We start from the raw sequence: 11,460 nt of genomic DNA, 5'->3' as shown, positions 1-11,460 counted from the left end.
GTTCACCTCCTGAGGCTGTGGAACGGCACGCTCGCCTTGACCAGCGTCTCGCGCATTTCTTCGGCCGGGTCCGAGGCGGCAACTATGGCGCCGCCGATACCGAAGCTGGCGGTGCCATCCTTGAGCACCGCAGTGCGAATGACAATGCTCAGGTCGGTGTAGCCGTCCATGCCGATCCAGCCCAGGGCGCCGGAGTACACGCCGCGCGCCGAGGACTCCAGGCGATCGATGATCTGCATGGTCCGGCGTTTCGGCGCACCGGTCATGGAGCCTCCGGGAAAGCAGGCACGAATGGCCGCGAACGGCGCGATACCGGCGCGCAACTGGCCTTCGACGGTGGACACCAATTGATGCACCGACGAGTAGCTCTCGATGGCGAAAGCCCGCGGTACCTTGACCGAACCGGGTACACAGATGCTGTTGAGGTCGTGCCGGACCAGATCGACGATCATCAGGTTTTCCGCGCGATCCTTGGCCGAGTCGGCCAGCTCCTGGCGCAGCGACTGGTCGACCTCGGTATTGCAGCCCCGCGGCCGGGTGCCCTTGATCGGCCTTGAAACGATGCGCCCGCTGCTGTCGATGCGCAGGAAGGTTTCCGGCGAGGCACTGAGGATGGCGAAGTCACCGGTATCGATGAAGGCCCCATAGGGCACCGGGCTGATCGCCCGCATGCGCTGGTAGGCCTTGAGCGGCGCGTCATCGCAAGGCATGCGTGCGCGGTTGGTCAGGCAGATCTCGTAGGACTCGCCGTCAACGATTTCACGCAGGCAGCGGTCGACCTTTTCCTGGTAAGTGGCGGCGCAGTCGGCCAGTCCCAGGGACGATTCGCACACCGGGCCGGGAAAGAACTGCGGAATGCGCGCCCGGCTGGTCTTGCCCGGCGGTTTCAGGGCCAGGCGTTCCCCCCAGAGATGACAGAGCCAGGCCTTGTTGCGCAGATGGTCGAACACCAGCAGGTTGCGCGGCAGATACAAGAGTGCGTCCGGCAGTTCGGAGACATGGATGTTGTCGGAACCGGTCAAGGCCTTGAGTTCGTAACCCAGGTAGCCCACCAGCCCACCGGTGAAGGGAAAAGGCGCCTGGGGTCGCTCGGGCTGGCACAACCGAGCCATGACCTGCCCCATCAACTCGAAGAAGTCGCCCCGCAGCAGACTCTGCCCGTGCGGGCCTTGAATGCTCAGTTGACGGTTCTCCACGTCATAGCCGAACACCAGGGCCGAGCCCGGGTCGCAGGCGCCCATCAGCGAGTAGCGGGCCTGGCCGCGGTCAGCCAGCTCGCTGTCGAGCCAGAACGCCGCGCCCTGGTCGCCGAACTGGGCGGCGAAGGCGTCCAGGGGGTCCGGCACCCGTGCCAACGGCTGGAAATCGAACGCCAGGCGCTGCGGACCGCCCGCCTCACGCAAGGCCCTGGCGATGTCCGCCTCGCGACGGTGGGCACGGCCTGCTGTCACCATGCCCGCGAAATTGCGCAGGATCTGCCGGCCATGCTCGGAGTCGATGGACTCGGGATGGAACTGCACACCCCAGATCGGTCGCTCGCGATGGGCCAGGCCCATGACCAGGCCACAATCGGAACGGGCGGTGACCTCCAGGCACTCAGGCACCCGGGTACAGACCAGCGAGTGGTAGCGCACCACTTCGAAATCCTGGGCAAGCCCCGCGAACAGGCCCTGCCCGGTATGGCGGATGCGCGTGCGGTAGCCATGCACCGGCTGCGGCGCGTGCTCGACCTTGCCGCCAAAGTAGCAGTTGATGCCCTGGTGCCCGAGGCACACGCCCAGCAAGGGAATACGCGCCCTCTCCAGCACTTCGCGACACACCCCGAAGTCCGCCTCGCGGGTCGGGTGCCCCGGCCCGGGCGACAGCACCACGGCGTCGAAACGGGCCAGGTCGAGTTGCTCGAAGCCGCAGGTATTGGGCAGCACCACCGGCTGCTCGCCACAGACCTCATAGAGGTACTGGGCGATGTTGTTGGTGAAGGAGTCGAAGTTGTCGATGATCAGCGTGCGCATGGTTCACGCCCCTCCGGCGACGCTTCGAGTACGGCCATGACCCGCCGCTCCTCGTCGCAGGTTTCCTCGATGATCAGCCGGAACAGGCCATCCAGGTACTCCGGGCGCAACTTACGTGGACCAGACAGGGCGCGAACCTGATCGAGGGTCGAGTTCACGCGCAGCGGCTGCATTATCGCGATGCCGCGGGCTGACTTGACCCTGGCGATAAGCCGGCAGACCTGCATGCGTTCGGCGAGCAGGTCCACCAGCAGTTCGTTGATCCGGTCCAGTTGTTTGCGATAGGGCTGCAGCTCGGCATTGCCATTGCCAGTATCCAGGGACATGGGCGTTCCTCCGCGTTTCAGTGCTGGCTACTGGCCCGGCCGATCTGCAGGTTGAGCTGGCGCGCCAGGCAATCGATCTGCTCGCTGCCGTGGGCCGCCGACACCGCGCAGCGCAGCAGTGCGCGACCGGTCTCGACGATCGGATAGAACACCGGGAACACCACCAGCCCGGAGGCTCGCAAGGCCCTGGCGGCGAGGTTGCCCTGGCGCTCGTCGTCGAACAGCGCCCCGCGGATCGGCGCACGCAGGCCGGCATTGAGCAGGGTCGGCCCGACCTGTTCGTCGAGGCGGCGCACATTGCTCCACAACGCCTGCTGCAAGGTATGGATTTCCGATGACAGGTGGATCTGCGCGGCGGCGACGTTTGCCGCCTGCAGCGGCAGCGGGATGCTGTGCCCGAACACCAGCGGATTGGCCAGGGCGCGCAACTGTCCGGCATTCGCCCCGGGCTTGAGGACGATGAAGCCGCCGGCCCCGCCGAAGGCCTTGCTCAGCGAGCCGGCGATGAGGATGTTGCCGGGCAGGCGATGGCCGAGATGCTCGAAGGTGTAGCCGGCGCCATAGCAACCGCTGATGGAAATTCCGTGGGCGTCGTCGACGTAGAGGTAGCCGTGGTGACGCTGCAGGCGCTCGCCAAGTTCGGCCACCGGCAGCAGGCCGGACATCGAGCCGACGCCGTCGACGAGCATGACCGGGGTCAGGCGCTCGCGCGCGCACTGCACCAGGGCTTCTTCGAGCCCGTCGGGGTCGGCGCTGTCGACCCGGCGCACCGGCCCGAACTGGGCAAGCAGGCCGCGCAGCACCTGCATCGAGGCATGGGCGGTGCGGTCCACCAGCCACATTACCCCGCGCTCGCGGACCGGGTAGCCGTCCATGCCGCCGCTGCCGAGCAGTGGCAGCACGCCAAGGTGGGCGTTGCTGGTGGAACTGAACACGGTGACACTGCAACCGCCGTAGATATCGCCGAGCAGATGCTCCAGCTGGCGCAGATACAGCGGGCTCATCGCCGCGCGGCTGGCCGACAGGTGCACGCCGAAGCGCTCCAGCGCAACCTGGGCAGCCAGGACCAGGGCCGGATGGTTCTCCAGCCCGAGGTAGGAACAGGAGACGAACTCGGTGCAAACGCTGCCGTCCAGCAGGGTCAGTTGCTTGCCATTGCGCGCAATCACCTCGAAGCCGGTCAGACCGTCGGCCGTGGCGCTGTCGAGTGCATCGCTGGTGCGCTGGCGGCGAATGTTCATCCAGTTATCTTCGCTGCCGTGCGGCAGCGGGGCATGGTCGTTCATGGCGCTCTCCCTACGGTGAAAACGGAAGCTCCCGTCGCGTCGCTGAAATCGTCGTCCCGGCAATGGTGGATGGCCTGGAAACCATGGCGCTCCAGGGCAGCGGCGACCTGTTCCGACTGGGTTTCGCCGTGCTCGATCAGCACGACCCCGCCCGCACGCAACAGGCCGGCGGCACAGACGGCACTGGCGACGATCAGCTCCGCGCCCTGACGGCGGGCATAAATGGCGCCCGGCGGATGATGCTCGCCCCATTCCGGCAGCAGTTCGCTACCAGGCGGCACATAGGGCGGATTGCTCACCACCACGTCGACACGACCACGGGCCGTGGCGAAGGCCTCCGGGCGGGTGATATCGGCGGCCAGCACGCTGACTTCCCGCTGCGCATCGAGGCGACGGATGTTGCGTTGCAGGTAGGTCCGGGCGGTGCTGTCGTTATCGACGCAGACGGTCCGGGCAGCGGTCGCGGCCCAGATGGCCAGGCCGATGGCGCCGACACCGGCGCACAGGTCATAGACCGTGGACGCGCAGGTCAAAGCCAGGTTGCGCTCGATCCAGCGGACCATGGCCAGGCTCTGCCGGCGCGGCACGAAGGTACCGCTGCCGACCAGCAGGCGGCGCCCGTCGAAATCGGCGTAACCGAGGATATGCCCCAGCGGGATGCGCGAGCAGCGCTCGGCGATATCGTCGCGAAAAGCATCCAGGCGCTGCGGATCGAGGGCGCGGCCGCCCTTGAAATGCTTGTCGGTGATGGCCTGCAGATCGCCCTGCGGATCCCACAGGCCTGCCTCGCTCAACTCGCGCAGGGCCAGGGCCTGATAATGTTCGAACGCGCACAGGATCATGACCAGGCCTCGTAATAGGCGGCCAGGCGCTGGTACATCGAGTGGTACCGCCAGGAGAAGGCCACCAGTTCCGGTGGCGGGGTGAAACGCGGGTGCAGCGAGGTGATCAGGCGCGTGTAGTTTTCGCTCATGCCCTGGTCCAGCAGCGGCATCCAGTAGGGCTTGATGTTCCAGCGGTACTCGTAGCCGGTGGCGAACATCTGCCGTACCGTCTCGGCCACCGTCTCGTCCCGCGGCAGTCCGGCAAGGGGCTCGCGGATCGGCGTGAAGCGGGACAGGTCGAGGCTGTTGTCCAGGCCCTCGATGCGGTCGGCGATCCAGGTCGCCAGCAGCGGCGACTGGTGCAGGCCGTCGCGATAGGTGCCGGTGACCAGCCACAGGCCGTCGTAGTCGCAGGCGCCGATCAGCGGGAAGCCGTCGGCACTGACCGGGCGGTTGCCCACCTGGATATCGACGATCGCGGCATCGTGCAGGTCGAGGTTGAGCTGGTCGACGGCGCAATCGAGGAGGAACTGCACATCGGACACCTGGGCGTGGTTGCGCGGCTGCTCGGCAAGGATGTTGGTGGCGCCGATATAGAGCAGGTCGTGACCACGGGGAACGCAGTGCAGGCCGCAGGCGAAGGCGCGGTTGGGCGTGCGGATTACCGTTTGCGGTACCTTCCGCCCGGCAGGCGGGCGCAGAAGGATGGACACGCCGTAACCGGCGAACAGCGGCGGGATATGCCGGCGGATTTCCTCCAGGCCGTCGAACAGTTCCAGGGAGTGCACGCCGGCGGCAACCACCACGTGCCGGGCCGGCAGATGGCGGCCATCGTGCAGGGCCACACCCGTGGTGCTCCAGCCCTCGCTGAGGACCGCACGGGCATTGCTGTCGATGATTTCGCCGCCACAGCCGAGCAGCGCGGCGTCGAGTTTTTCCAGAAGCAGGTGGGCGTCGATGGCGTTTTCGTCGGGGATCAGCAGGGCCTGCATCGGCCGTACCAGGTCGTTGGCCTTGATCCAGTCCAGCTCACCGGGAAGCACCGGGGTGTAGAAGGTCTGGTAGTCGCGCAGCGCCTGTTCGATGGCGCCGAAGTTGACACTGTCGATCTCGGCCATGCCGGCCGAGTTGAGGATCACCTGGGTACCGCAGGCGCTGAGCAGGCCCGCCGGGTTGCCGCTGGCCCGGGCCAGGCGTTCGCACCAATCGGCCCAGAGGCCCTTGGCCTGGATATCCATGGCCAGTTTCAGGCGACCATGGTCACTGGCCAGAAGACCGCGGGTGACTTCGCCGAAACAGCCGTTCATGGCCCCGGCCGCCCGCGAAGCGGCAGTGCGCCGGGCAGTCTCGCCGACCCGGCAGACGCTGAGTCCGCGGCTGGCCAGTTCGAAGGCGATGGACGCGCCGACAGCACCGCTGCCGACCACAACAACGTCGTGGATCATGGGTGTCTCCCGCGATGTAGTGAAAGCGATAAAACAGGACGGCTGGCACTGTAGGAGTGCAGCGCCAGGAGACAGGCTGCCGGCTTGTCTCGAACCCGTCCGAATGTCCAGGGCGAACAACGCGGACAAAGGGTGGGATTGTCCTTTCGCGTCGTTCACCGCTCGACAGCACGGCGAAGACACTAGGGGCATCGACGCGGGGGGACAACTACCGGAACAGGCAGGTGAAATCGTGTAGGAAAAGTCCCGCCAAATGGCGCCACCGCGCAGGTCTGCTCACTTTTTCATCGGGTCGGAACTGCGTTTTGCACCTGCGCATCCGCTTTAAACACTCGCCGGCACGACAGGTTGCCGGGCGACCGATGGCAGCCTCAGATCAGCCCGAGCGCGGCCGCCTGCGCCGCTGCCTGTACACGGTTGGGCGAGTCGAACTTGCGCAGGATGCTCTTGATATGGAAGTTCACCGTGTGCTCGGAAAGCTCGAGGATCGCGGCGATGCCCTTGGAGCATTTACCATCGGCGATCCAGCGCAATATCTGGGTTTCCCGCTCGCTGAGCTGGATCGCGCAAGTGCGGCCTTCGACCCGTTCGAGGTGTTCGTCGAGCAGTTCCAGCAGGCTGCGCAGGTACAGCTTCAGGGGTACCAGCTCGGCGGACTTGAGCGGGCCTTTCTGCCGGGCCACGCAGAGCATGTGCCAGCCACTGTCGCGGCAGCGCTGGGTGAAGGTGGCTCCGCTGGCGAAGCCGAAGTCGCGCAGGCTGCCGGGGGCGTCGGCCTTATGGTCCCAGAGCAGCAGGCCGGGAGGCGGGAACTGATCCTGGTCGGCCAGCCAGGCGGCGGGATAGCTGCCGGTGAACTGCGCACGCGCCTGGCTGAACGGCACGGCGCGGCGCCGGCCCCAGGCGAAGCGCTGGAAATCCAGGGCGCGGGTCAGGCGCGCGGTTTCCTCGAACAGTTCGTCCGGGGTGTGGCAGTCGTCGAAGCAGGCATTGGCTTCGAGCCACCAGTGCATGAAGTCGGGGGTGGGCCTCATTGGCGGGGGTCCTGTCCTTGATGTAGTGCACTCAAGGGCCTCATCGCTGGCAAGCCAGCTCCCACAGGCTCAGCGGACACTGTGGGAGCTGGCTTGCCAGCGATGAGGCCAGCAGCAGCACCATAGCACCCAGCCCCCATGCACCGACAAACAGCCCCCTGCCCCACCCCCAGCGCCAAAACAGGGCGGCGCTACGCATCCCCTGAATCCCCCAACCCCAACCCGGACAGCACTTTTGGAACGATGGTGCGGAAATTGCTATCACTGTGATGTCGGGCCGCGACCGGTAACGGTGCACGGCCATACCCAATATCCGCCGTTTCACAAGGACTACATGATGAAAAAAGCATGGCTGACGCTTTCCGCTGTTGCTCTGTGCCTGGCTGCCGGCAGTACCTTCGCCAAGGAATACAAAGAGCTGCGCTTCGGCGTCGATCCTTCCTATGCCCCATTCGAGTCCAAGGCCGCCGACGGCAGCCTGGTGGGCTTCGATATCGACTTGGGCAACGCCATCTGCAAGGAACTCAAGGTCACCTGCAAATGGGTCGAGAGTGATTTCGACGGCATGATTCCGGGGCTGAAGGCCAACAAGTTCGATGGCGTGATTTCGTCGATGACCGTCACCCCGGCACGGGAGAAAGCCATCGACTTCTCCGATGAACTGTTCAGCGGCCCTACCGCGCTGGTCTACAAGAAAGGTTCCGGGCTGAGCGCCGATATCGCCTCGCTCAAGGGCAAGACCGTCGGCTACGAGCAAGGCACCATCCAGGAAGCCTACGCCAAGGCCGTGCTGGACAAGGCCGAGGTCAAGACCCAGGCCTACCAGAACCAGGACCAGGTCTACGCCGACCTGCTTTCCGGCCGCCTCGACGCCTCGATCCAGGACATGCTGCAAGCCGAGCTGGGCTTCCTCAAGTCAGAGAAGGGTGCCGGCTATGAAGTGAGCAAACCGGTGGACAGCGAGCTGCTGCCGTCCAAGACCGCTATCGGCATCCGCAAAGGTAACACCGAGCTGAAGGCACTCCTGAACAAAGGTATCAAAGCGTTACACGATGACGGCACCTACGCCGAAATCCAGAAGAAGCACTTCGGTGACCTGAACCTCTACAGCGGCAAGTAACCGCTGAACCAGTGCCCGCCCCACAAGGGTGGGCACTTTTATTTCTGCCTCGGGGTTCGCCTCCATGCTCGACCAACTGCTCGCCCTTCTCGGGCTTTCCGCTTTCAGTCTGAAAGGTTTCGGCCCGCTGCTCTGGCAAGGCACCCTGATGACCGTGGAGCTGGCCTTCATGTCCCTCCTGGTGGCGGTGGGCATCGGCCTGGTCGGCGCCAGCGCCAAGCTGTCGCCGATCCGCATGCTGCGCCTGCCGGCCCAGCTCTACACCACGCTGATCCGCGGCGTACCGGACCTGGTGCTGATGCTGCTGATCTTCTACAGCCTGCAAACCTGGCTCACCAGCCTCACCGACTACCTGGAATGGGAGTACATCGAGATCGACCCGTTCGCCGCCGGGGTCATCACCCTGGGCTTCATCTACGGCGCCTATTTCACCGAGACATTCCGCGGCGCCATCCTTGCCGTGCCACGTGGCCAGGTCGAGGCCGCCACGGCCTATGGCCTCAAGCGCATGCAGCGCTTTCGCTTCGTGGTCTTCCCGCAAATGATGCGCTTCGCCCTGCCGGGCATCGGCAACAACTGGATGGTGATGCTCAAGGCCACCGCGCTGGTCTCGATCATCGGCCTCGCCGACCTGGTCAAGGCCGCCCAGGACGCCGGCAAGAGCACCTACCAACTGTTCTTCTTCCTGGTCGTGGCAGCGCTCATCTACCTTGCCATCACCAGCGCTTCGAACCTGATCCTGCGCTGGCTGGAACGGCGCTATAACGTCGGCACCCGGGAGGCGCTGCGATGATCGAACTGCTCCAGGAATACTGGCGGGCCTTCCTCTATACCGACGGCACCCATGTCACCGGGCTGGCCATGACCATGTGGCTGCTCAGCGCCTCGCTGGCCATCGGCTTCCTCGTCTCCATCCCGCTATCCATCGCCCGGGTTTCACGCAAGCTATGGATACGCTGGCCGGTGCAGTTCTACACCTGGCTATTCCGCGGCACACCGCTCTATATCCAGTTGCTGATCTGCTATACCGGGATCTACAGCATCGCCGCAGTGCGCGAGCAACCGCTGCTGGATGCGTTTTTTCGCGACGCGATGAACTGCACCATCCTCGCCTTCGCCCTGAACACCTGCGCCTACACCACGGAAATCTTCGCCGGGGCGATCCGCAGCATGCACCATGGTGAAATCGAAGCCGCTCGCGCCTACGGCCTGCACGGTTGGAAACTCTATGCTTACATCATCATGCCGTCGGCGCTGCGCCGGTCGCTGCCGTTCTACAGCAACGAGGTGATCCTGATGCTGCATTCGACCACGGTGGCCTTTACCGCGACCGTGCCGGATATCCTCAAGGTGGCGCGGGACGCCAACTCGGCGACCTTCATGACCTTCCAGTCGTTCGGCATCGCGGCGCTGATCTACCTGGGCGTCACCTTTACCCTGGTCGGCCTGTTCCGCCTCGCCGAACGGCGCTGGCTGGCCTTCCTCGGCCCTGCTCACTAGGACTGATTTTCCATGCACCACAAGACCCACGACCTGCTGGCCCCGGTTCCCGGCATCGCCCGGCAGATCCACAGCTTTCACTTCGGCCCCCGGGCCGGCGGCAAGATCTACATCCAGGCCTCGCTGCATGCCGACGAACTGCCCGGCATGCTGGTGGCCTGGCACCTCAAGCAGCGCCTGGCCGAGCTCGAGGCGCGCGGCGTGCTGCGCAAGGAGATCGTCCTGGTCCCGGTAGCCAACCCGGTGGGCCTGGAGCAGGTGCTGATGGACGTCCCGCTGGGACGCTACGAACTGCAAAGCGGCGAGAACTTCAATCGGCGCTTCGTCGACCTCAGCGACCAGATCGGCGACCAGATCGAAGGCCACCTGAGCCAGGATCCGCAGCACAACATCGAACTGATCCGCGAATACCTGCGCCGCGGCCTCGACGCCCATCCGGCCAACACGCCGCTGCAATCCCAGCGCCTGACCCTGCAACGCCTGGCCTGCGATGCCGACATGGTCCTCGACCTGCATTGCGACTTCGAGGCGGTGGAACACCTCTACACCACGCCGGAAGCCTGGGCCCAGGTCGAGCCGCTGTCGCGCTACCTGGGGGTGCAGGCCAGCCTGCTGGCTACCGATTCCGGCGGGCAGTCCTTCGACGAGTGCTTCACCCTGGTCTGGTGGCAATTGCAGCAGCGCTTCGGCAAGCAGTTCCCGATCCCGATGGGCAGTTTTTCGGTGACCGTCGAGTTGCGCGGCCAGGGCGATGTCAGCCATCCGCTGGCCGAGGCCGACTGCACGGCGATCCTCGACTACCTGACCCGCTTCGGCGCCATCGAAGGCGAGCCGACGCCACTGCCGCCGCTGCTCTACCCGGCCACGCCCCTGGCGGCGGTGGAACCGGTGGCGACGCCACTGGGTGGCCTGCTGGTGTTCCACGTGACGCCAGGCCAGTACCTGGAAGCCGGGCAATTGGTGGCCGAGGTGATCGATCCCCTCAACGACCGGGTGACCCCGGTACGCAACACCCAGGCCGGCCTGCTCTATGCCCGTTCGCTGCGACGCATGGCCACCGCCGGGATGGTCATCGCCCATGTCGCCGGCCGCGAGGCCTACCGCAGCGGCTACCTGCTGTCGCCTTGAGGAATCATCCGTGTACAAACTGACCATCGAAGACCTGCACAAGAGTTACGGCGAGCACAAGGTGCTCAAGGGCGTGTCCCTGAAGGCGAAGACCGGCGACGTGATCAGCCTGATCGGCGCCAGCGGCTCGGGCAAGAGCACCTTCCTGCGCTGCATCAACTTCCTCGAACAGCCCGACGACGGGCGCATGACCCTGGACGGCAAGGACATCCGCATGGTCCACGACCGCCATGGCATGCACGTGGCCGATGCCGACGAGCTGCAACGGCTGCGTACCCGGCTGGCCATGGTGTTCCAGCATTTCAACCTGTGGAGCCACCTCAGCGTGCTGGAAAACATCTGCATGGCCCCGCGCCGGGTACTGGGGATCGGCAAGCAGGAAGCCGAGGAACGGGCGCGGCGCTACCTGGACAAGGTCGGCCTGGCGCCACGGGTGGCCGACCAGTACCCGGCCTTCCTTTCCGGCGGCCAGCAACAGCGCGTGGCCATCGCCCGCGCCCTGGCGATGGAGCCGGAGGTGCTGCTGTTCGACGAGCCCACCTCGGCGCTCGACCCGGAATTGGTAGGCGAAGTGCTCAAGGTGATCCAGGGCCTGGCCGAGGAAGGCCGGACCATGATCATGGTTACCCACGAGATGGCCTTTGCCCGCCAGGTGTCCAGCCAGGTCATGTTCCTCCACCAGGGCCTGGTCGAGGAGCAAGGCGCACCGGCCGATGTGCTCGGCCAGCCGAAGAGCGAACGCCTGCAGCAGTTCCTGCGCGGCAACCTGAAATAAAACCAACCGG

The 11,460-nt window shown here is 65.4% G+C and carries 11 protein-coding genes; 5 read left to right on the top strand and 6 right to left on the bottom strand.

The annotated features are described in order from the left end of the window. Positions 1–2: 2 nt before the first annotated feature. From pabB to ACKLLE_RS21275, 6 genes are all read right to left on the bottom strand, one after another. The gene (gene pabB / locus ACKLLE_RS21300; protein ID WP_420059002.1) at positions 3–2,012 is read right to left on the bottom strand and encodes an aminodeoxychorismate synthase component I; all 2,010 of its coding nucleotides are present in this window, start codon (positions 2,010–2,012) and stop codon (positions 3–5) included. Continuing rightward, positions 2,000–2,338, bottom strand: coding sequence for a chorismate mutase (locus tag ACKLLE_RS21295; protein WP_420059001.1), 339 nt, complete (start codon positions 2,336–2,338; stop codon positions 2,000–2,002). The genes pabB and ACKLLE_RS21295 overlap by 13 nt, the downstream gene beginning before the upstream one ends. A gap of 17 nt (positions 2,339–2,355) precedes the next feature. Further along, positions 2,356–3,624, bottom strand: coding sequence for an aminotransferase class I/II-fold pyridoxal phosphate-dependent enzyme (locus ACKLLE_RS21290; protein ID WP_420059000.1), 1,269 nt, complete (start codon positions 3,622–3,624; stop codon positions 2,356–2,358). Further along, on the bottom strand, positions 3,621–4,466 hold the full coding sequence (locus tag ACKLLE_RS21285; protein WP_420058999.1) for a N5-glutamine methyltransferase family protein: 846 nt from the start codon (positions 4,464–4,466) through the stop codon (positions 3,621–3,623). Before ACKLLE_RS21285 ends, ACKLLE_RS21290 begins: the two co-directional genes overlap by 4 nt. After that, positions 4,463–5,893 carry an NAD(P)/FAD-dependent oxidoreductase gene (locus ACKLLE_RS21280; protein ID WP_420058998.1) on the bottom strand — a complete coding sequence of 477 codons (1,431 nt, stop codon included), beginning with the start codon at positions 5,891–5,893 and terminating at the stop codon, positions 4,463–4,465. Before ACKLLE_RS21280 ends, ACKLLE_RS21285 begins: the two co-directional genes overlap by 4 nt. Positions 5,894–6,264: 371 nt before the next feature. Further along, entirely contained in the window at positions 6,265–6,927 is a 663-nt protein-coding gene (locus ACKLLE_RS21275) for a LuxR C-terminal-related transcriptional regulator (protein WP_420058997.1), read from the bottom strand. 337 nt (positions 6,928–7,264) lie between these two features. On the opposite strand from ACKLLE_RS21275, the gene ACKLLE_RS21270 reads away from it, so the two are divergent. The 5 genes from ACKLLE_RS21270 (at position 7,265) to ACKLLE_RS21250 (ending at position 11,450) form a co-directional block, all read left to right on the top strand. Continuing rightward, positions 7,265–8,047, top strand: coding sequence for a transporter substrate-binding domain-containing protein (locus ACKLLE_RS21270; protein WP_420058996.1), 783 nt, complete (start codon positions 7,265–7,267; stop codon positions 8,045–8,047). 64 nt (positions 8,048–8,111) lie between these two features. Beyond that, positions 8,112–8,840, top strand: a complete 729-nt coding sequence (locus ACKLLE_RS21265; protein WP_009396468.1) for an ABC transporter permease — start codon at positions 8,112–8,114, stop codon at positions 8,838–8,840. Next, positions 8,837–9,547: an ABC transporter permease gene (locus ACKLLE_RS21260; RefSeq protein WP_420058995.1), complete on the top strand. Its 711-nt coding sequence runs from the start codon at positions 8,837–8,839 to the stop codon at positions 9,545–9,547. Before ACKLLE_RS21265 ends, ACKLLE_RS21260 begins: the two co-directional genes overlap by 4 nt. Positions 9,548–9,559: 12 nt before the next feature. Further along, a complete protein-coding gene (locus tag ACKLLE_RS21255; RefSeq protein ID WP_420058994.1) occupies positions 9,560–10,675 on the top strand; it encodes a succinylglutamate desuccinylase/aspartoacylase family protein in 1,116 nt (371 codons plus the stop codon). 10 nt (positions 10,676–10,685) lie between these two features. Further along, entirely contained in the window at positions 10,686–11,450 is a 765-nt protein-coding gene (locus ACKLLE_RS21250; protein WP_420058993.1) for an ABC transporter ATP-binding protein, read from the top strand. Positions 11,451–11,460 lie beyond the last annotated feature (10 nt).

The sequence above is a fragment of the Pseudomonas bharatica genome (assembly GCF_048586865.1).
Taxonomy (GTDB): Bacteria; Pseudomonadota; Gammaproteobacteria; order Pseudomonadales; family Pseudomonadaceae; genus Aquipseudomonas; species Aquipseudomonas bharatica.
Note: the sequence above shows the minus strand (reverse complement) of the source record. Positions and strands in the feature narration are given on the sequence as shown.